22 protein-coding genes and 1 tRNA gene are annotated in these 20,313 nt (G+C 63.8%); 7 read left to right on the forward strand and 16 right to left on the reverse strand.

The window, feature by feature from the left end:
- Window positions 1-55 precede the first annotated feature (55 nt).
- Complete coding sequence (locus BT122_RS00975; protein WP_032111072.1) at window positions 56-352, reverse strand: ACT domain-containing protein; 297 nt, start codon at window positions 350-352, stop codon at window positions 56-58.
- 201 nt (window positions 353-553) lie between these two features.
- Window positions 554-1,054 carry a CarD family transcriptional regulator gene (locus tag BT122_RS00980; RefSeq protein WP_072354218.1) on the reverse strand — a complete coding sequence of 167 codons (501 nt, stop codon included), beginning with the start codon at window positions 1,052-1,054 and terminating at the stop codon, window positions 554-556.
- Between the two features lie 535 nt (window positions 1,055-1,589).
- On the opposite strand from BT122_RS00980, the gene BT122_RS00985 reads away from it, so the two are divergent.
- Window positions 1,590-1,871: a ribbon-helix-helix protein, CopG family gene (locus tag BT122_RS00985; RefSeq protein ID WP_072354219.1), complete on the forward strand. Its 282-nt coding sequence runs from the start codon at window positions 1,590-1,592 to the stop codon at window positions 1,869-1,871.
- Window positions 1,872-1,927: 56 nt separating this feature from the next.
- On the opposite strand, the gene BT122_RS00990 is transcribed toward BT122_RS00985, so the two are convergent.
- Window positions 1,928-2,764 carry a peptidylprolyl isomerase gene (locus tag BT122_RS00990; protein ID WP_286130275.1) on the reverse strand — a complete coding sequence of 279 codons (837 nt, stop codon included), beginning with the start codon at window positions 2,762-2,764 and terminating at the stop codon, window positions 1,928-1,930.
- 159 nt (window positions 2,765-2,923) lie between these two features.
- Between BT122_RS00990 and BT122_RS00995 the strand changes: the two genes are divergently transcribed.
- A complete protein-coding gene (locus BT122_RS00995; protein ID WP_072354220.1) occupies window positions 2,924-4,705 on the forward strand; it encodes a beta strand repeat-containing protein in 1,782 nt (593 codons plus the stop codon).
- 99 nt (window positions 4,706-4,804) lie between these two features.
- Here BT122_RS00995 and BT122_RS01000 read toward each other — a convergent pair whose 3' ends face one another.
- Both BT122_RS01000 and BT122_RS01005 read right to left on the reverse strand, forming a co-directional pair.
- Entirely contained in the window at window positions 4,805-6,772 is a 1,968-nt protein-coding gene (locus BT122_RS01000; protein ID WP_072354221.1) for a subtype A tannase, read from the reverse strand.
- A gap of 67 nt (window positions 6,773-6,839) precedes the next feature.
- A complete protein-coding gene (locus BT122_RS01005) occupies window positions 6,840-7,787 on the reverse strand; it encodes a DegV family protein (protein WP_072354222.1) in 948 nt (315 codons plus the stop codon).
- 144 nt (window positions 7,788-7,931) lie between these two features.
- Here BT122_RS01005 and BT122_RS01010 point away from each other — a divergent pair, with 144 nt between their 5' ends.
- The 4 genes from BT122_RS01010 (at window position 7,932) to BT122_RS01025 (ending at window position 9,999) form a co-directional block, all read left to right on the forward strand.
- Entirely contained in the window at window positions 7,932-8,282 is a 351-nt protein-coding gene (locus BT122_RS01010) for an acylphosphatase (protein ID WP_072354223.1), read from the forward strand.
- 8 nt (window positions 8,283-8,290) lie between these two features.
- A complete protein-coding gene (locus BT122_RS01015) occupies window positions 8,291-9,079 on the forward strand; it encodes a DNA glycosylase (RefSeq protein WP_072354224.1) in 789 nt (262 codons plus the stop codon).
- Window positions 9,076-9,330, forward strand: a complete 255-nt coding sequence (locus BT122_RS01020; RefSeq protein WP_072354225.1) for an RDAC family protein — start codon at window positions 9,076-9,078, stop codon at window positions 9,328-9,330. The genes BT122_RS01015 and BT122_RS01020 overlap by 4 nt, the downstream gene beginning before the upstream one ends.
- A gap of 593 nt (window positions 9,331-9,923) precedes the next feature.
- Window positions 9,924-9,999: transfer RNA gene (locus BT122_RS01025), tRNA-Phe, on the forward strand.
- A gap of 367 nt (window positions 10,000-10,366) precedes the next feature.
- Here the strand turns inward: BT122_RS01025 and BT122_RS01030 are convergent.
- A complete protein-coding gene (locus BT122_RS01030) occupies window positions 10,367-11,257 on the reverse strand; it encodes an AAA family ATPase (protein WP_072354226.1) in 891 nt (296 codons plus the stop codon).
- A gap of 164 nt (window positions 11,258-11,421) precedes the next feature.
- Between BT122_RS01030 and BT122_RS01035 the strand changes: the two genes are divergently transcribed.
- A complete protein-coding gene (locus tag BT122_RS01035) occupies window positions 11,422-11,643 on the forward strand; it encodes a hypothetical protein (protein WP_072354227.1) in 222 nt (73 codons plus the stop codon).
- 111 nt (window positions 11,644-11,754) lie between these two features.
- Here BT122_RS01035 and BT122_RS01040 read toward each other — a convergent pair whose 3' ends face one another.
- From BT122_RS01040 to BT122_RS01085, 10 genes are all read right to left on the reverse strand, one after another.
- The gene (locus BT122_RS01040) at window positions 11,755-12,960 is read right to left on the reverse strand and encodes an FprA family A-type flavoprotein (protein WP_072354228.1); all 1,206 of its coding nucleotides are present in this window, start codon (window positions 12,958-12,960) and stop codon (window positions 11,755-11,757) included.
- Between the two features lie 269 nt (window positions 12,961-13,229).
- Entirely contained in the window at window positions 13,230-15,239 is a 2,010-nt protein-coding gene (locus tag BT122_RS10930) for a DUF2207 domain-containing protein (protein ID WP_072354229.1), read from the reverse strand.
- Window positions 15,240-15,312: 73 nt separating this feature from the next.
- Entirely contained in the window at window positions 15,313-15,939 is a 627-nt protein-coding gene (locus BT122_RS01050; RefSeq protein WP_072354230.1) for an FHA domain-containing protein, read from the reverse strand.
- The gene (locus BT122_RS01055) at window positions 15,936-16,358 is read right to left on the reverse strand and encodes a DUF192 domain-containing protein (protein ID WP_072354231.1); all 423 of its coding nucleotides are present in this window, start codon (window positions 16,356-16,358) and stop codon (window positions 15,936-15,938) included. Before BT122_RS01055 ends, BT122_RS01050 begins: the two co-directional genes overlap by 4 nt.
- On the reverse strand, window positions 16,358-16,864 hold the full coding sequence (locus BT122_RS01060) for a hypothetical protein (RefSeq protein WP_286130276.1): 507 nt from the start codon (window positions 16,862-16,864) through the stop codon (window positions 16,358-16,360). The genes BT122_RS01055 and BT122_RS01060 overlap by 1 nt, the downstream gene beginning before the upstream one ends.
- A complete protein-coding gene (locus tag BT122_RS01065) occupies window positions 16,861-18,891 on the reverse strand; it encodes a hypothetical protein (protein WP_072354233.1) in 2,031 nt (676 codons plus the stop codon). Before BT122_RS01065 ends, BT122_RS01060 begins: the two co-directional genes overlap by 4 nt.
- Before the next feature lie 37 nt (window positions 18,892-18,928).
- Entirely contained in the window at window positions 18,929-19,390 is a 462-nt protein-coding gene (locus BT122_RS01070) for a TadE family protein (protein WP_177242174.1), read from the reverse strand.
- A 31-nt stretch (window positions 19,391-19,421) separates the two neighbouring features.
- Entirely contained in the window at window positions 19,422-19,574 is a 153-nt protein-coding gene (locus BT122_RS01075) for a hypothetical protein (protein WP_286130277.1), read from the reverse strand.
- A 38-nt stretch (window positions 19,575-19,612) separates the two neighbouring features.
- Window positions 19,613-20,095 carry a hypothetical protein gene (locus tag BT122_RS01080; RefSeq protein ID WP_143189937.1) on the reverse strand — a complete coding sequence of 161 codons (483 nt, stop codon included), beginning with the start codon at window positions 20,093-20,095 and terminating at the stop codon, window positions 19,613-19,615.
- Complete coding sequence (locus BT122_RS01085; protein ID WP_032111403.1) at window positions 20,092-20,274, reverse strand: Flp family type IVb pilin; 183 nt, start codon at window positions 20,272-20,274, stop codon at window positions 20,092-20,094. The genes BT122_RS01080 and BT122_RS01085 overlap by 4 nt, the downstream gene beginning before the upstream one ends.
- Between the last annotated feature and the right edge of the window lie 39 nt (window positions 20,275-20,313).

Genomic DNA, 20,313 nt, shown 5'->3' on the forward strand with positions numbered 1-20,313 from the left:
CGTCCCGCACCGCGAGACGGACGCGCCGAAGACCGTTAGCTTGCGCTGAGAGGAGCTACAGGCGGTACATGTAGCGGAAGACTTCCTCGCGCTGAATGCGAATCTGGACGCCCAGGCGCTCCGAGAGCGCGTCGAGGGCACCCTTGAGCTCGGAGAAGTCTGTCTTGACCTGTGCCAGGTCCACGAGCATGGTCATCGTGAACGTGCCCTGGAGGATGGTCTGCGAGATGTCGAGGATGTTGGCGGAACGCTCAGAGAGCTCCGTGGACACTGCTGCAACGATGCCCGGGCGGTCATGCCCCAGGACGGTGATGATCGCGCGGTTCTGGTCTGTCTCGTCTGCGGTGGGCACGAATCCTCCTTGGTCGAGGCCATAAGGTTGAGTGAGACCAATTCTACCCAAGGTGAGCGCTTTGCCCACGCTTTGGCGAGAATGGCAACGCAGCGGAAAGAATGTGGTGGCTGCCTGCTGCGAGAACGCCGTTGGCAACAAGAAAGCCAGCCGCGCGTGGCGGCCGGCTTTGCATGCGAAAAGTGTCTGGAAACGCGCTAGCTAGTTCTCCTCGTCAGCGGCATCAAGCGCGCCCTCGAAGAGCGCCTGGACGTCCTCGGGCGTGGTGTCAAGCACAACGGAGAGCTCCTGGAGCGAACGGGCCGTTGCCAGCTTGAGGATGCGGTCAAAGGCAACGGGCGGCTTCTTGTTGCGGGACTTGACCTCGTCGATGCGCTCGCGGAAGGTTTTTACGATGCGTACGGAGTCCTGGCAGCTACCACGGCGAATCTCGTCCTTGAAGTGCTGCTCCTCCAGGGTTCCACTGTGCTCGGAGTAGGACTCCACCTCCATAGTGGGGTACTCGTCGATGATGGCACGGGCCTCCTCCGCCGAGAGAACCGGGCGCAGGCGAGACTCGCTGGAGACGGGATAGCTGATGCGCATGGGATGGCGCTCCCCAACGGGCATGAGCTGGTAGCAGGGGGTGGGACCATCTGTCACATCCTCAACGCGGCACACGCCCTGACCGGGATGGACAACGTACTCACCAATCTCATACATGCGAAAACTCCTTTCTCATGCATATGATATTAGCACGATAACGTCGTTTTCTATACCGTTTGGATATATGTCCTTGCCTATTGCGGCAAAGCACACTATCTTGTGTGGTTTATTTCGTTGTGGCGTGGGTACGGGGCGGATTCCATTGTCCCTATGCCAATCCCAACTCCCCCGTCGCAGTCACGCGCTCAGCCAATTTATAATAACGTAGTAGAATATTGTAGTAGTAAATCGGGTACTAGGAGTAGGGATAGCATATGGATGAACCAATAGTGCATCCCCGCATCACAAGAGAGCATCCGCAACTGTCCGTGGAAGACGTTAGGTACGCTTGGGAGCACTCCTATTACGAGGCCTTGCGACCGGAAAGCCCCAATTTCCCGGAGTATCTCTGGATAGGAAGGGATAAACACGGGTGAGAGGTTGAGATGGTAGGAACAATGACCACCCAAGGCTGGCTCATATATCACGCAAATACGCCCGTATCAAAAAGGGTTAAAGCAGAGGTCAAAAGAAATGAGAGAAGGGAGTAGCCATGGCAGAGTACAAGCTTCCCAATGGCCACGTCCTTACCGACGAGGAAATCGAACAGCGCGCAAAAGCCTGGGAGGACGGCAGCTGGGATGGGCATCTCACCACCATACGCGCAGGCCGCCCGCGTCTCTCGGATGAGGCGAACGCTAACTTGTCCTTCAAGTGTCCAAAGTCTGGTGCAGAGCTCATTGCCCGCGCCGCAGAGGCAAGCGGAGTCAACAAGTCAACGTTCATCCGAGATGCGGCAATCGAGAAAGCAATGCACATCCTCGCCGCAAGCTAGCAACAGCAAGGCAGGGCAGTCGCGATAAGCCGACGTCCCTGCCTTAGAGCACGTCCCTAGTCGACCATCGTGATGGAAGCAATGACGGGCTGATCTTCCTTGGAGAGAATCCCGTTGGAATCGCCCTTGTCGGCAGTCGCATTCACAATGGCGTCAACCACGTCCATGCCGTCCGTCACGTTGCCAAAGGCGGCGTACTGTCCGTTGAGCGAGGCCGCCGTCTTCTGGACGATGAAGAACTGCGAGCTGGCCGAGTTGTAGTCCGACGAACGCGCCATCGAGATGGTGCCGCGCACGTGGGCGATGTCGTTCTTCACCCCGTTTGCCGAGAACTCGCCCTTGATGGTGGTCCCCGAGCCGCCGGTACCGTCGCCGTTGGGGTCGCCGCCCTGGATCATGAAGTCCTTCACCACACGGTGGAAGGTGAGCCCGTTGTAGAAGCCCTGCTCGACCAAGTCGGCAAAGTTGGACACGGTGATGGGGGCGACGTTGGCGTTCAAGGCAACCGAGATGGTGCCGTAGTCCGTGACCTCGATGGTAGCGTGGTGGACGCCCGAGGCGTAGGGGCCCGTGGGCTGGTCGCTAGTGTCCGTAGCATCGCTGCTCGTCGAGGAGTTAGACGACGTGTCCGAAGAGGACGAGGAGGTGCTTGCGCTCCCCTCTCCGCTCGCGCTGGAGGAGGCTCCGCAGGCGGCAAGCGAGAAGGACGCCGCAGCAAGCGCCAGGCCCATGAAGCCGCGCCTTGTGATGGCCGCGTATGCCGTACGTACGTTGTTCTCGCCAAACGTATCCTGGTTGTCCTGGTCCATGGGTGCGCCAATCGTCGTGGGGTCTGTCAGCGCCATCACCATACCAGCCACATGTGAAAGGCCCGTAGGGCGAGAGTGAGACAAAGGGAAACTCCCTTTGTCTCATTTCAGCCTCACGGCAGGTTGCTTTGAGCATCAGTTCAACGTTATGCCAGCCTGTTGTCATTGCGCACGCGACGCCAACGCGCCCTTCTCGGCTGGACATACTGTGGCCAACAGCAACTCCAGACGAGGAGGGACACCATGAGAAGTGAAGCGTTTGAACGCAGGGACTCGATCATGCGCAAGGCGGGCGTCGCAGTTGTCACGGGAGCGCTGCTCATCTCGATGTCTCCCCTGCCCGCGCTGGCCGAGGGCACAAGCAGCAGCTCTGGCTCCAGCACGGCGACGAGCCAACCCACAGGCGAGCCTCCCTCGGGCGGCGGGTCTGCCCCAGGTGACGCCGGCGGCAGCATGCCTGGCGGAGGAGGCGGTGGCACTGGTGGTGCCAACACGATGGCGTACGACTACACGGGCACGCTCTCCGGCGCGCTCACGGCAGACGGAGACAGCCAGGAGGCCTCGGACCAGACCATCACCGCAACCGACGCCGACGCGAACGCAGCCCTGGCGGAGAACGGCGGCACGCTTGCGCTCTCGGGCGTCACGCTCGAGAAGTCCGGCGACGACACCAACGGAGACAACTGCAACTTCTACGGCGTGAACTCGATCCTTCTCGCCACGGGCGACGGCTCTACCGCGAAGGTCTCGAACTCCGAGCTCGACGCCACGAGCGAGGGCTCCAACGCAATCTTTGCCACCGACGGCGCGACCGTCTACGCAAACGGGGACACCATCACCACCTCGGCCGGCAACTCGCGCGGGCTTGACGCCACCTACGACGGCACCATCATCGCAAACGAGATGGGCATCTCGACCCAGGGCGACCACAGCGCGAGCATCGCCACCGACCGCGGCGGCGGCAACATCTCGGTGACCAACTCCACGCTCTCGACCGCGGGTTCCGGCTCTCCCCTGCTCTACTCGACCGGCGACATAGAGGTCTCGGGCGTGACGGGCACGGCCACCGGCAGCCAGATAGCCGGCATGGAGGGACTCAACACCATTCTCATCAACAACTCGACCCTCTCGAGCACCATCACCGACAAGACCGCCTCCGACCCTGTTGCCAACGCGGTCATCATCTATCAGTCCACCTCGGGTGACGCCGAGTCCACCACCGGCGAGGCGGCAACCTTCCAGGCGGTTGGCTCCACGCTTTCGAGCGCCATACAGTCCGGCACGTTCTTCTACGTGACCAACACCACAGCAAACATCCTGCTACAGGGCACGACGCTCGACTACGACTCCTCGGCGGCCAACCTCATCCAGGTGGAGGGCAACGACTCCAACAACTGGGGCACGGCTAGCTCCAACGGCGGCACGGCAACGCTCACGCTTGCGGACGAGAACGTCAAGGGTAACGTGAGCGTGGACACCATCTCATCGCTGGCGCTCTACCTCACGGGCAACAGCACCTGGACCGGCGCCGCTTCCATCACCGAGAACGCCAACGGCTCCACCAGCGACTCCCCCATCACCGTGAACGTGGACGACGGGTCGACCTGGGTGGTGACGGCAGACTCGACCGTCTCGGAGCTCAACGTAGCCGAGGGCGGGAGCGTGGTGGACGAGAGCGGCAAGGCCGTGACCATCGTGGCCAACGGCCAGACCGTGGTCCAGGGCGACTCGAGCCTCACCGTCACCGTGACGGGTTCCTACTCGACCACCTACGACGGCAGCGGTGCCTCAAGCGCGGCGACGGACCTCATCGACCGCAGCGCCTTCGACGCAGAGTACGGCACGAGCACCACGTTTGCCATGGGTGACAGCACCACCGCCGGCGCGACTGGCACCGCGCAGCCAAGCGCCGCCACGGACTCCTCGGCAGAGGCCGCCGAGAGCGGAAGCAACGCCAACACTGGCACCGGAAACGTCCTTCTCGACATCTGGAACGCCATCGTGGACTTCTTCACAGGCAGGTAGGCTGTCTCCCTTCCTCCAGCCTTGCTGCCATACGCGAGCGCCCCCGGTATCCCATCTACCGGGGGCGCATTCATGAGACAAAGGGAAACTCCCTTTGTCTCATTCGCAGCAGGAGGCAACCCACGAGAGGAGGTTGTCGCTCGCGGTGCCCGAGCGCTCGGCCATCACGTGGCCCTGCCCCCACACGGGCACGTAGGAGACGTCCTCGACTCCGCTGAAGTGTCGCAGCGCCAGCACCAGGTTGGCCGAGGTGGCAAGAGAGGTCGAGGTGTCAAAGACGCCCTCGTTCACGCGCCAGTGCGGCGCCACCGAACCCGTGCCGTAACCACCGTAGGTGCCGCTCAGGAAGTAGAGCGGGTTGACCATGGAGACGCGCGTGGGGATGTCGGTGTCGAGGGAGTCGGTCTTCTCGAGGTCGTCCTGCCAGGCCGTGGCATAGGACTCGTCCCAGCCCTCCAGCGAGGCGTAGGCATCCGCGTTTGCCGCCACGCGATCGCCAACCATCTGGTCAAAGTGCAGGGTGCTCTCCTCGCCGATGCCAAAGAGCTGGTTGGTCTTTGTGGAGCGGTCAGCTGCATCGAATGCGGGAACGGAGAGCTCGGCGGGGCAAAGGTGCGTCGAGAAGTCGCGCAGGCTCGAGATTGAGACCGTCTGGCGGCTCACGTTGTAGTTGATCCACCAGTAGTCGGAGTTGAGCGCCGCGAAGTAGTTCTGCACGGTGTCGTAGATGGTCGACTGCACCTGCGTGGTACCCGTAGGGAGCGTCGTGGTGGTCGTGGCGGCGGCGTCAGCCGAGCTCGCGGCGTCCGTGCTGGCGCCCTCGCCCTGGGCGTCCGTGGCAGCCGAGGACTGTGCCTCCTGCTTGGCCGCAGCAACGGCGGCCTCGGTCGCGCGTGTGGTGGCAAGGTTGGGGTCGCCCGGGAAGCTTGGGTCGTCCATGTGCTGCGGCGTGTACGTGTACGGGAACGTGGTGTCCGAGACAAAGTTGGTGGCAGACTCGTCGAGAATCGAGAGGAGCTGGCTTGCGTAGGAGCCAAGCGTGTAGACGCTGCCCTCGGACTCGTCGAGCGTGAGCTGGGAGTCGTCGGAGTCGCGCAGGTCCATCGCATTGATGTAGCTTGCGTAGTCCGTGGCCAGACCCTGCGAGAGCGAGGCCGTCCACGTGCCGTCCGCACGGTTGCCGGCCGTCGAGAACTGCCCCATCATCCACTCGTAGGACGCGTCGGCCGTGTCGAAGGAGGTGACGGGGCACCACGACGCACTGCCAAAGACGGCGTCCGAGACGGCGTTGCCCTCGGCATCGTGCGTGATGGCGCCAATGGAGTCCAGGTAGGGCTTGTAAATCTCGGCGTCTCCAGCAGAGCCGAGCAGCGCGCTCACGCCGCCGCCGGCAGAGAAGCCAAACGAGAAGACACGCGAGGTGTCACAGGGAAGCGCATCCTTGTTGTAGCGGAGGTAGCGAATGGCGGCCTTGAGGTCGACCACAGGCCAGGGCGCGCCGCCGGGATAGAGGTCAGTGGAGCCGGTCGAGGAGTCATAGCCGGCGCTCCTGCCGCGGAAGCCCGCGTACACGTAGACGCAGCCGGCGTCGAGGAAGGTACCCAGGCCGTCGTAGCCGTACTTCGTGGGGCTTGCCTGTGGAGAGAGCGTGCCGCTGTTGATGGGGAGAAGGACGGGCGCCGTGGACGGCGTGAAGCCGCCCACCACGGCCTTCTCGTTCACCGTGCAGGAGTAGGTGTCGCCTTTCTTCTCGGCCGTGAAGAACTTGCCGGGAACAAAGATCGCCAGGGACTCGTAGGCCGTCGTGGCGGGCTTCAGGCAGTAGGTAAGGCCCAGCTGGTAGTAGACGTCGTTGTCCGCATCGTACTTCCAGGCAGACGTGTCGAGCGCCAGGCTCTTGAACTCACCCAGATCCACGTTCTCCGTGGGCTGTGTGGTGGTCTCGGCGGAGGTTTGGTCCGAGGTGTCATCGGTCTGCTGCCGCGCGGGAGCGCTGCAGGCGGCAAGGCCCATGCTTGCGGCACCGGCCGATGCAAGCTCGAGGAATTCCCTTCGTGTCCAGCTCATCGCAGACCCCCTGAAATGGTAACGGGCCGCGGTGCGGCCCGGAAAACGTTAGCGAGAGGCACGGCGCCTACTTGGCCGCCTTGCCCTTGTTCTTGGCGTCGTTGTACTTGTCGTCGCGGCGATCCGGCCCCCAGAAGCAGCAGGAGTACATGCCGGGACCCACGTGGCAGCCGATGGTGGGGCCAATGCTCGAGCGGTAGACCTTGAGCTCGTGCTCGGTGGGCTTGAGCATGCGCGCGAGCGAGTCGCCGTCGGCCACGCAGTCCGCGTCGCCAATTGCCACCACGTGGCCCTCGTAGGACGAGTCGTGGAAGTCCTCGTAGAACTCGGCCATCTTGCGCATGGCCTTCCTGCGGCCACGCGCCATGCCCATGATTGCCAGCGAGCCGTCGAGGTTGAAGGTGAGGAGCGGCTTCACGTCGAGAAGGCCGCCGACCACGGCGACGGACTTGGGAATGCGGCCGCCGCGGTGGAGCGCGTCGAGGTTGTCCACCATGAAGATGGTGTGAGCGTGGAAGCGCGCGTCCTCTGCCCAGGCAACCAGCTCCTCGGCCGTCAGACCCTGGTCGCGCTTCTCGATGGCGGCGTGGATGAAGAGGTTCTGCGTGGTGGATCCTATGAGGCAGTCGACCACGTAGATGGGCGTGGGAAGCGTGCCGCCGTGCTTCTCGCGCACGCGGTCAAGCGCCGTCACGGCACCGTTGTACGCACCGGAGATGCCGCTCGAGAGGGCAAAGTGAACCGTGGGGACGCCAGAGGCAATGGCCTTCTCGAACGCCTCCTCGTAGACCATCTGGGAGGGCTGCGAGGTCATGGGGCAGGCGCCGTTCTCGATGGCAGAGTAGAACTCGTGCGCCGAGCGGGACTGGAAGAGGTCATCGACGCCGGAGAGGCCGCCGTCGGGCTTGCCTGCCTCGGTATAGGTGAACGAGAGGCACGTGATGCCCGCCTGCTCGACCTCCTCGGGAGAAAAGTCGCAGCACGAGTCCGTCATGATGTTGCACTTTGTCGCCATGTGGTCTCCTCGGTCGCCCTTGTTGTCCGGGTAGTATTGTAAGCGTACCCGCGCGTGGGGTCGTTTGCACAGGCAACAACCACGATAAACGGAGAGCTTACCGCCGGGCGAGCGTGATGGCGGCAGGCACTCAAGGGAGACGCTATGTTCGCGAGAAGGAACAGGAACGAGGTCGAAAACGGCGCGGCTGCGGGCGGCGCGGCTGCGGGCGGCGACACGCGGCGGATCCACGTGCGCTTCGTGGGGCAGGTCCAGGGCGTGGGCTTTAGGTGGACCAGCCAGCGCGTGGCCTTTGACCTGGGGCTTACCGGCTGGGTGAGAAACGAGCCCGACGGCTCGGTAAGCATGGAGCTCCAGGGGCCAAGCGAGGCCGTGGCCACGTTCTTCACGCGACTGCTCGAGAGCTACCGGCGCTTCCCCATCAGCTACACCATCGACTCCAAGGAGGACATCCCGCCCGTGCCGGGCGAGACCGAGTTCTCCGTGCGCTTCTAGGCGACCGCATGGCAGCGATCGCGACAACGCTCTTCTCGCTGGATGCCATTGCCACTTCGGGACAGGTGTTTACGTGGCGGCACGCCGAGAACGGGTGGCTCGTTGCCAGCGGGCACCGGCGGTGTTTGCTCTCGCAGGAGGGCGACGCCGAGAAGGGCACGGTCTACGTGCGGCACATGGACGAGAGCGAGGTCGATACCGACGAGCTTGCCTTCTGGCGCCACTACCTGGCCCTGGACATAGACTACGAGAAGATCCTGGGAGAGCTAGCCATGCCGGCCGAGGTCATGGAAGTGGGTACCGGGATTCGCGTGCTCGCCCAGGACTGGTGGGACACGGCCGTGAGCTTTGTGGTGTCGCAAAACTCGAACATCGTGCGCATCCAGCGGACGATGGACGCGCTGCTCGACGCCGGCGGAGGATGCGTACCGGGGCCAGGCCGGCTGTCGGCGCTTCTCGGCAACGAGGCGTTTGTTGAAGGGCTCAAGCTGGGTTACAGGAGGCCCTATCTCGAGGCGCTTGCGGCGCGGGCGCAGGCCTGGTATCCCGCGCGGATTGACCGGCGGGACGTCTCGCTTGAGGAGTCCATGGCGGAACTTGAGGAGAGCCCCGGCATTGGCCCCAAGGTGGCAAGCTGCATCTGCCTCTTTGGGCTGGGGTACCTCGAGGCGGTGCCGCGCGACACCTGGATCAAGCGGGCGGAGCGCGAACACCACGTAACGTGGGACTCGCGGTGGGGCGGAATCCAGCAGCAGTTTTTCTTCGCGTGGATGCGCGAGAAGGGGCGTGGGAAATGAAGGTCGTGAACATCCTTGAGATTGCCGATGTGAACGAGGCTCTACTCAATGCTGGGGTACCGGCGCGCGTACGCCTGCGCGATGCATGCGGCGGGCAGTCGCTGTGGGTGGAGGTGAGCCGCGAGGCGGTGGCCGAGAAGGACGATGCCGCCGTGCTGGCGGCGGCGCGCGAGGTCGTGAGCTCGTACTTTGCTGGGAGGTCGAAGCCCGTGGCGTTCGACGAGGACGGGAAGTCCTTCCGCCTAGCGTAGGGGCCAACGGAGTCTCAGAAATACCGGCCTACGGCTTGCGGAAGCGGGAGTGGGAGCAGGGCGGCGTCTCCTCGCCGCACATGCCGGGTGCAGCGCCGTGGTATCTGAGCACTTTGTAACCCAACCGTGCCTGGCCTCGCAGGTTAACTGTTACTCTTCTGGTCCGCAATGCCAGACGGGAGCGTGGCGGGGCAATAAAGTCGCATCGAACTCGCCCTCGTTACACATTTCTGGGTTCTCGTGCACCGAACTGTCCTTCGTTACACACGGATTCGGGCACACCCCAGTTAGCGGCAGTCCGAGGATGCCGCGAACGCCCAGGTAGAATAGCAAATCAAATGCGCAACCACTTCCGAGGGCGGCCCCGGTTGCGAATAAGACATGTAACGAGGCGCAGTTCGGCGCAATCGCAAGGAATTTAGTGCAACGAGGAGCAGTTCGATGCAACCTAGAAGCAGCGCAGACCTTCAATGCCACCAACGCTTTGCCTTCTAACGCGGCTCCACACGGTGATTTTCTCGGCATTGCAAAGATTCTCGTTGACGTTTCCGTACGGTTTGGTATAGTAAACGAGCTTGCAAGAGCAAGCCTTTGGCTGGGTAGCTCAGTTGGTAGAGCAGGGGACTGAAAATCCCCGTGTCAGGGGTTCGACTCCCTTCCCCGCCACCAGTAAAAAAGGCCCGCCTACCTGCGAAAACGGTAGGCGGGCTTCTTATTTCGAGCCTCATGTACACCACGCTGTACACCAAGATGTACACCAAATCCAGCAATCCACCCGGCCTTAGCCACTCCGGGGCGCGCCTCCTCGTCATGGCGGCATGCCCTCCCACAGAAAAAAATAATGCGCCGTCGCTCGGAATCCGGGGCTTGTGCGCCGGTCGGGGCGGTTCGAGCGGCGAGGGGGTTTGGGGCCTCGGGGCGTGGCATCCCACACGCGGCGCGCCTCCCCCGGCTCGCGCGCACGAACGAACGACCGGCGCTAAAGAGAGTCTGTTCGTACGTTCGTCGGGCGGGACGCACGCACGAACGGTAGCCCCTATAGGGGTGCTCGTCCGTGCGCCGCCTCCTGCTGCCCCTCGCCCCCGGACTCGTCCGGAACGACCACGCCCCCCTCTGTGTGGAACGGGAGGCTCGTGCAGCCAGGCTTGAGCCAGTTGCGGATGGTCCCCAGCCCCGCCTTCTTGCCCAGCCCGTGCTCGCCGTGGTGGGCCTGGTAGTAGGCGGACACGTACTCGGGCGTGGGCGACGCGCCCTCCCGCGCGGCCTCCTCTAGCGCCGCGCCCACCAGCTCGGCTTTCGCCGCCCAATCCTGCTCGGCGCGCTCCCGGTTGCCCCGTGCGCTGTGAGCGCCGTTCGCCTGTGGGCTTCCGCTGACGTAGTAGCGGGACAGGTCTCCGCCCGCGTCCGTCACCAGGCGCGGCCCGCCGAACAGGAAGTCCACGCTCTCGTCCTCCTCCGCGTTGCGCATGACGCACGACAGGCAGCGCGGGCGGAGCTTCTGCTCCCCGGCCTGGCGGATGAACTCGTCCTCCTCGTCCGCGTCCAGGTAATCGAGCGAGAACACGTTGTCGACGAACCGCGACACGACGCCGGACCCCGCGCCACGGTCGATTACGGCCTTCTGCCCGCTAGCGCCCTTAGCCTGATGATGGACCAGCAGCGCGCCGGAGCATCCGCCCTCCGTGAGTAGGCGGTCGAACTCCATGACCATCGGCTGCAAGGTCTGCGCGGAGTTCTCGGCGCCGCCGTGCAGCAGCATGTATAGGCAGTCGATAATCACGAAGTCGCCCGGCCTGACCCTCCCCAGCAGGTCGTTGACGATGCACCTCGCTTCCCTCGCGGTCCTCACGGCGTCCTTTCTCGGCTCCCACATGAAGCGGGCCTGCGCCTCGCGCGGGATGCCCCGCGCACGCCATATCAATCGCATGCGCTTCCTGAACTTGAGGTCGGCAATCGGACGGTTCCTGGCACGTCCTCTCCGTCGAGGAGCACGACTACGCACAGGAGGGCGAGGAGGAGCTCGAGAAGCAACTTGAGCGGGTCGGAAAGATGCGCAGACTTCTCCCGGGAGATGAAGGACGTAAGGAGGTCATGGACTCTCTACTTCACTACGTCTACGACGAGTCCCCCGAGGCAAAGGCCAAGGCCGAGAAGCGCTGGCAGGAGGTCCAGGAGAACGTCGCGCGCGAGCTAGCCGAAGCCAAGAACGCAAAGTACAAGAAGCCCGAGAGGCCACCCGTCGAGCGCAAGCCCAGCAAGAAGGGGCCCAAGTTCTTCACGGGGCTCTTCATCACGTTCGGGGGAGACAAGTAACGCCCGCAAAACCTTGCCCTACGTACTTCTCGCCAAAACGACCCGCGACGCACAGGCGCCGCGGGCCGCAACATTGTCGTTCGGCGGCAAACTTGGAACTGACCGTCTTCCCTACTCCGCCAGCTTCGCCACAATAGCAGCGGAAAGGGCATCGATCTGCTCAAGCGCGCCCTCGTCCACCGCGGAAGTCACATGCACCTCGGGGTCGAGCACCTCCATGCCCTTCATGCGCTGGATGGCGTCGAGCATGAGCGAGCCCGCCTGCGGCGCCCACGAGCCGTTGTAGATAACGCCGACGGTGCGGTTCTTCATCGCGTGGGCGTTGAGGTCCTCGAGAAGCTCGCGCATGCCGTCGAAGATGCCCATGTTGTACGTGGCAGAGGCAAAGACCAGCACCGGCGAGCGGAAGGACTGCGAGACCATCTCGGAAACAGGGGTCTTAGAGACGTCGTAGACGCGAACGTCGTGCACGCCCGCCTCGGCAAGCTTGGTCGAGAGGATGTCCGCCGCGTTGGCGGTACCGCCGTAGATGGAGCCGTAGAAGATGGCAACGGACTTGTCCTCGGGCTCGTAGGCGGCCCACTTCTGGTAGCGGGAGAGAATCTGGTCGAAGTCGCGGCGCCAGATGTGCGCGTGCAGCGGCGCAATCTCCTTGATGTCCAGCTTGGAGGCCTTCTTGAGCAGCGACGTCACCTGCATGCCGTACTTGCCCACGATGTTGGTGTAGTAGCGGCGCGCCTCGTCCGCCCAGTCGCGCTCCCAGTCGACCTCGTCGGCAAAGATGGCGCCACCGGTGGCGCCAAACGCACCAAAGGCGTCTGCCGAGAAGAGCGTGCCCGTGAGCTGGTCGTAGCTCACCATGACCTCCGGCCAGTGGACCATGGGGGCGAGGACAAACTGCAGCGTGTGGCGGCCAAGCGAGAGAGTGTCGCCCTCCTTGACCTTGATGGCGTGCGGCGTGGGGTCAAAGCCATGGAACTGGCGGACAAGGTCGAAGGCCTTGGGGGTGCCGACGAGCTTGAGGTTGGGCCACCTGCGGACAAGGTCGGGGATAACGGCGCAGTGGTCGGGCTCCATGTGGTCGATCACCAGGTAGTCCAGGGGACGGCCGTCGAGAACGTGGGCGAGGTTCTCCTCGAACTGACGCGAGACAGACTCATCCACGCCATCGAGCAGGCAGGTCTTCTCGTCCATGATGAGGTAGTTGTTATAGGACATGCCGTTGGGCACGGGGTAGGTGTTCTCGAACAGCTGAATCCTGCGATCAGACGCGCCCAGCCACCAGGTGTCCTCGCCAATCATGCGCACGTTGTACATTGCTCTCCCTTCGCCCGCTTCCGGGCGGCACGGGCGGCGCCTTGCCACCCGACTGCCATGTCCACACCAAACGCCCCGCTCGATACGCCGGGGCGTTTGGTAAGCGCTTGCATAGTCCGCTCTGATGATATTCGATTCCACGAGGTTGCGCGCCCAGGGAGCTGAGAGAACTGCAAAGTCGTACGGCGACGGGGCCGTTCGTTGGGTTCCAGAATCCGGATAGGTGCGAAACCTTGAGCTGCGGAGCTGCGGCTTAGCAGCTGCCGACGCTAGAACGCGCCGCCGCCTCCGCCACCGCCAAAGCCGCCCCCTCCGCCAGAGGAGAAGCCGCCTCCCCCGCCGCTGCCGCTTGCGTCGACCGAGTTGGCAATCGCAGCCACAGAAGCATCGTGGATAGCACCGCTGAAGACATCTGCGGGAGAGCCCACACCCGGCTGGCCGATGTAGTACCAGTAGTAAATCGGCATAAAGTCTGGATCATCGATGAGCTCCGGCATGGCAACCTTGAGCTGCTCGATGACCTTGTCCGCAACGCCGAGCGCCACCGCCATCACCAGCAGGCGGTTCCAGAGGATAACGTCGCTCGGCACCGCCTCGTCCAGGCGGGTGAACTCCTGGAGCCAGCGCTTGAGGGCCAGGACCTTGGCCTTTGTCTCGACCCCCTCGACACTAATGTCCTTGAAGAACCTGTCACTGAGCAGGAACAGCGAGATACCACCGCTTGCGCCGCAGACCGCGGTGACGCCAAGTGCGAGAAGGATGTCGGCCTCGAACATGATGCCAACAACGAACAGCTCCAGGAATGCCGCAAGGATGGAGAACGCACTAAGCCCAACGGCAAGCCCATGACCCGTCCCCTTGAGAGAGCCGTTGCCTGCGAAGCGCTTGAGGTACTCAACCCTGATCGAGGACTGCCAGGACTCGTAGGCGTCCGAGTACGCCTCTGGCGAGGACTTTGCGTACTTCTTGATGGCCGAGAAGTACAGGGCAGGCTCGCTTCCGGTGTACGAGGGGTCGTTAGGCGCCTGTATCCTACGCGCAACGCGGTGGAAGAGGAATTCCACGGCAGCCTCATCCGCGCGCTTGGCGGACTTGCACTCCACGGACGTGCCAAAGGTCCCCTGGGGAATTGGTCCCACGATTGACGCGCGGTAGTCGTCGAACTGCTTGGAACCGAGCATCTTCTTCTTACTCACCTTGACCTTGTCAAGCTGCACGGCGTGCTCGTCGGTAAGGCGCATGAGCGAGGCGGTGAGACCGTCGGAGCCGGGGTCCTCGCCGGTGGCGAGCATAGCGAGAACAACTGGGTGGTCGCCCGTGGGCACGTCGCGGAAGTACTTGTCGTCAAACTGCGCAGTGTGCGAGGCCTTGTAGCGACGTCTTGCGATGGCGGTTGCCACGATGGCAGCCACGGCAACGGCCAAGCAGAGCCCTGTGACCCCATACACGGCCGCGCGTGCCGCGGCGCGACGTGCGTTTGCGTCATCGGCGTTCTTCTGCTCCTCCGCAAAGATGGAACTGAGCACCGTACCCGAGGTCTCTGGGCAATCGGAGATCCAGCTTGCCGGGAAAGTGATGCGCGCCTCGGCATACTCGCTGGTGCCGACGCCCGGCACGGAATAGACCACGTCGTTTCCGTCGAATGCAAGGCTCGCATCCAGGGGGCCGTGGCCCCAGGCCCGCACGTTGTCACCACCCGCCACGGACTCTCCGCTCGGAACGGGCAAGTGGATGGTGCAGGTGACGTTTTGCGACTCGGCATCCCAGCCGTCAGAGACAAACTTCCAGTACAGCTCGCCCGTGTCCGACCAACGCGTGGCTATCCCATCGGCAAAATAGGACACGTAGAACTGCACCGTTGTGTCACTTTGGGCAGAGTAGAGCTTGATTTGCAGATAGGAACCCTCGTCTGTGATGGAGTAGGTCTCGTTGGCGCCAGAGTTGGACTCCGTGAAGGAGCGGGCGTTGCCGTTCTCGACAATGCCAGCATCCAGCACTTGGACGCTCACCGTGCGCCCGTTGGAGCTGTTCTCCCCCTTGGGAATCTCCCAGTAGACGCCATGGAAGTCCCCGCTGAAGTCGAAGGTTCGCACTTCGGTCACGGTAAGACCACCCGACGTGTCCAGCGTCGCATCGATGTCCGTCTGGTCCATGCTGTAGTCATCCGCATGTGCGGGAGTGACGCCAAGGACAAGAGCAAAGAGCATGACCAGGAGCGGAAGCACGAGAAGCGCAGGCCTACGGCGCCTAAGGACGCCGGCGGGGTGCCGGTTACTCATAGAATCCCCCAATGAACGGTTGTGGAAGACCTTGTGGCATCGCGGTCCCAGAATACCAGAGCAAGACTCATGCCTAGGCGGGCACCGGCGTGGCGAAGGCTCCGCAGATGGAGACCGTCCAGCCAAGGGGGACGAGAACCTCTCCCCTCACCTCCCTCCCGGAAAATATCGCGGGGTTGGTGGCCCCCAAGTCTATGACGCGCATGCCCTCCTCCCCATCCTGCGCGGGAAGTATCCGAACGTGCGAGCGGGACACGGCATGCGAGCGGAGCACAACGTCGCACGTCTGATCACGGCCTATGACCAGGCCCTCATTGGGTATGGGAAGCCTTACCTCCATGGAGGGCGTACGCACCCAGCAGAGCACCTCACGGGAGGACGGCTGGGTATCTGGGCTTGATGCAGCCGTGGCGATTGCCTTATTGCCAACGCCCGAGAGATCAAGCGTGTCGTCCTCCCAGCCGGACTCGGCAGGGGGCAACCCCACATCCCAGAGGAACGGCTCGTCTTCCACAAGCTCTGGCAGCAAGGGCTCCTCGGCGACAGAAGCCGTCTCCTCTGTCTTGGGCACAGCTGGGCTAGCCGGTGTCGGAACGTCCCTCCCGGGCGGAAACTCGTAAAGGCAGCCGTAGCAGACGTGCATGTCGGCAAAGAGCTCCTCCCCGCAGCGCGGGCATACCTTGGTCGCGTACTCCTTCATGACCCAGCCACCTCCCTCACCGGTTCGGGGAGCGCAGCACACGGTTGCGCCGATTTCTCTGGCTCAAACAAGAGCGAGTTCACGCGCAGTGTCTCTCCCACAAGTGGCCACGGGCAGGGACTTGCCGGGCGCTCGAAGGCGCAGAACGCCACGGCGTGGGAGAAGACGCGGCATGGCGGCAGAGCCCGCTCGGAGGCAAGCACCTCTCCACGGCTGCCTACAAGGGCCACGTCAATGGGATAGGCCATCCCGTACGTGTGGATAGAACCGCACCTCATGAGCACCACGGGCTGGGCGGATGGCCCGGTGCCGAGAAGCCCCACGAGCCGCTCGAACCAGGACGAGAGAACCCTGAACCCCAGTGTGGGAGAGTCCTTCTCAACCGCCGGGCTCTCTATTTGGACGAAAATCCACCTCATCAGACCACCACCCCCGGACGATACCTATCGATGACAAGCGTCCGCTCGTGCCGCAGCTCAAGCGGCGCGGAATACGTAATGCCCGGAAGACGGAGCTCCCTGGGCCACGGCCTAAACACCAACGTGCAGGTGTAGCGCGTGAGGAGGGGCGCCACAGAGAGCATGCCCACGCCCTCCCCAGCCGAGATGCGCTCTGCCCTCACCTCGACATCGCAGGAGCCCTCACGGCCAAGCGCCGCGCGAAGCGCATCCTCGACCGCAGCAACGGATGCCGTCACGTTCTGCTCGCCTGCGGGAGAGACACCCTCGGCAATGACCTCGTCCAAGCTCAGACGGTCAAAGGCCTCGCAGGCGTCGACAAACTCCATGAGGTTCGCCACGATCAGGGCAACCACGATGACCACGGGCACCAGCACGGCAAGTTCCACGGTCATCTGCCCGGATTGCATCCCTTCGCACCTGTGGTACCACCAGCGCCAAGCCACCATCACCCGAGGGCCGCTCATGATTCCTCCAAGAGGTCATCGAGCCTGATGGTCAGGGGTATGGAGATGTCTGTCCCTGGAATGGTGAGCTCCGCCACAGTGATCTCTCCGTAGCCAAGGGAGTCTGCCGCCCAGACGCCCAGGGTCTTTGCCAAGTCGAACGAGCTTGCCCCAGGAGGCAGCGCCTCAATCATCTGCCGCGCCTTGCCAGCCGCGTCATAGCCGGATTGGTCGAGCACACGAGTCCACCCCACCAGCGCGGGCTTCATGAGCCTCATGTCCACGGGTTCAAAGCCACAGGCGGCGACCGTCTCCTTGATCTTGCCGCGCAGCCACGAGCCCACCGTCCCGCCAAACACGTTGTCAAGCCTGTCGAGAAAGTCCCCCACCGAGGCAGAAGCCGAATCGTACCTTGAGCCATACCCCACGAGCAGGCGCCCCCAGAGCTCGCAGACGCCGTCGAAGGCGCCTCCCAGCACAGAGCCCGTTCCCTGGGACGTGACCCCGTCAAAGAAGCTGGCGAGCACGTTGTTCTCGGCTGTCGACTCGTCTGGCGCCAGGGCCGCCGCCGATACCGCAGACCCCGCGGGAAGCTCTCCCGAGGAGAGAAACGAGGCGGTGAGCTCGGTGGGAACGGTCGTCGTCTCCGTCCTGGAGACCACGGCAACGCAGCCCCAGGCTCCTGGAGGGCAGATGCGCGGCCGCACGACCGAGAGCTGGTCCACGGCGCGCTTGAAAGAGCTGCGCGCATCCTCTGCCTTGTCGCGCAGGTCCTTCTCGGCATCCGCCTGCTTGTTGCGCGCGGCCTCGTACTCCTTAGATGCCGCCACGACCTCGCGCCAGTAGTGCTCGAAGCCGTTGTCCGTCGAGGTCGACGCAGCGGCAACCGCACCCATGGCGGCAAGGTCCATGCCGCACGTCTCGCACCTCTTGACCGCCCCAGCGTCGAGGTCCTGAAGGGACGCGCGTCCCGCCGAGGAGCCCGTTGCGCCCGGACACGCAGGTGACGAGTGGAGCACCGTTCCCGCCTCCTCCCCGGTACAGGGCCAGAGGTCATCGGTGTAGAGACTCGATGCCTTTGTCTCTTCGACGTTATGCGGAAGGTCTGGCAGGTCGATCTGGACCGTACCGTCCTCATGCTCTTCGTAGGTTCCGTCCCGCACCTGCTCGAGCGCGTAGTCGTAGAAGGCGGACCGTGCCGCGGAGTTCGTAAGCTCCTCAACCGTAGAGTCGAGCGGCTTCTCCTGCACCGCACGCGCCGCGTAATAGGCGCGAGCCCGCAGGAGGGGAACGCCAAATCCCCACCCCTCCGCGCTTGGATAGTGCGGGTTGCTCTCGCCCCCAAGGCCGGCAAGTGTGGTGGCGCGCTCTTCCAGGCAATAGGGGGTCCCACCGCAATCCGCTGTCCACCCACGCAAGCGCGCCGCGTCTGCCAGGGACTTTGCCGCGTCTACCTGCTGGGATAGCTCGCGAAGCTCCTCGGCATCCTTGTCCATCTCGTCCGAAGAGATTTCGGCAGCAAGGGACGAGAAGTCCGACTGCGACTCAACGGGAAACGGAATGGCACAGCCAACATACGGCAGGCCCTGCGCCCGCGCGTTCTCCGCGACGCAGGCGGCCGAGTTTGCAACCACGACCGCCGGCAGCACCTTTTCCAGACGTTCCAGGCCCTCCGATGCGCTTCTCGCGAAGTCCCGCCGGGCATCGAGGACCTTCCTTCCCGCATCGCAGACGCTTCCCCCAAAGGTTGCAGCACCCGGTACGCACGAGAGCACGAGCCCCGCCCCAAAGACCGTCACGCCGAGAAGTCCCAGGCTGAGCACGCAGGCATCAAGCACCCTGGCAATGGTGGCATAGGCTGCCACGGAGTTTGCTCCGGCCATGGCCGCGGCATCTGCCACAGGCTGGACCTCGTACGAGCGCGCCATCACCCACTCCGCAGACGCGGCCGCAAAGACCAGCGATATGCTCACGAGCAGTGCAACCGCCACGGCGACCGTGGTGTATCCGCCCTCATCGTCCAAGAAGAGCGAGAGGCCTAGGCGCAAGCCACCCTGCCTCGACGCCGTTCCGGGTACGGCCTCCTTAGCCCCACGCTGCAATCCAATCACCGTAGTCACCCCCAACCCACTCGGCCCGCGTGCTGCGCTCGACCTTGGCCGATAGGAGCACGCCCTCGCCATCCATCTGTCCAACCAGCCCCGCCGTCACCCCCATCAGCGGTAACGGCCGGGCATGGCCCACAACGCAGACGCGTACGCGATTCCCGTCCTGCTCGACGGAAACGTTCCAAGCGTCGGCCCCTCCCTCGTGGAAGCAGGCAACGTCCGGCACCGCCCTGAGCCTCCGTCTCACGTAGGAGTCGACAAGAGACACCACCTCGTCGTACGTTGCGGTCGTGGCGAGCCGGGCCCCCTCGGCAGCCGCCCCGCTCATGACCGCACGCGTGTAGAGGAGCATCGCCGGTTGGAGGAGAAGCGCGAGCACGACCATCACCGTGGGAATGAGCACGGCAGCCTCGACCGTTGCCTGTCCCTCCTCGCCCATGTGGCCTACCCACCACCGCCTGCGACCCATCTCAGAACCCCAGAAGATCCTGGAGCCAGGCAAGCGTCCCGCCAGAGGCCTGGTGCGTTGCCGCATTCGTTGCCATGCGCACGAGGGTCCCGTCACGCGCCACATGCCACGCCAGCCCCAGGGCAGCGACCATGGAGAGAAACGCCACCAGCACCAGCGCGTACTCAAGCGTGGACTGCCCAGAGTCCCCGGCTAGCCACCAAGGCCAAGCTCGCCCAGGGACTCCCCCCACTCTGCGGCGTCCATGTGCATGACCTTGGTCTCGCTCGTCCCGCTGCCTGCGCTTTGGACTATGCACACGTCGACCCATCCCGATCCCTCCACAACCATGCTCCAGACCCGGCCCGAGAGGTCGAGGTACCCAGACCTCACGAGCACGCAGTCGCCTCGCTGCTCGTACTGGCACACAAGCTCGGTTGCCGCCTCTTGCACACCGTTGGCAGCAGCGGCCAATCCGATATCCGCCTCGCTCGCGGCGGCATCCCCGGATAAGGAGACGAGCTCGCCCCCAATTGCCTCGCCAGGGCTTGTGCCCAAGCGCTCCTCGCCAGTTGCACCCGTTCCAGTCGCAGGCGACGGTCCGCCCGTCTGCCCGCGGCCGGAAAGCACCACCACGCCCGCTGCAAGCGCGCAGGCAACCACCGCAGCGACAAGGACAGCGCGTCTTTTTCTCACAGCGAGTTGATGCCGTTCGCTATGGCGCTCCACAGCTGAGAGACCCGCTCGCGGAATGCCAGGATGGCCACGATGGCAATCACCACCAGAACCCCAACGAGAATCGCGTACTCCGTGGTGCCCTGCCCGCGATTGTCGCGGAGGGTGCCTACGGCCACCCTGCGAACCTCTCGACCCATGCTTTCCCATGCCATGTGACGCTCCTTTCCTTCGCACCG

The sequence above is a fragment of the Olsenella sp. kh2p3 genome (assembly GCA_900119625.1).
In the GTDB taxonomy this organism is placed as follows: Bacteria; Actinomycetota; Coriobacteriia; order Coriobacteriales; family Atopobiaceae; genus Tractidigestivibacter.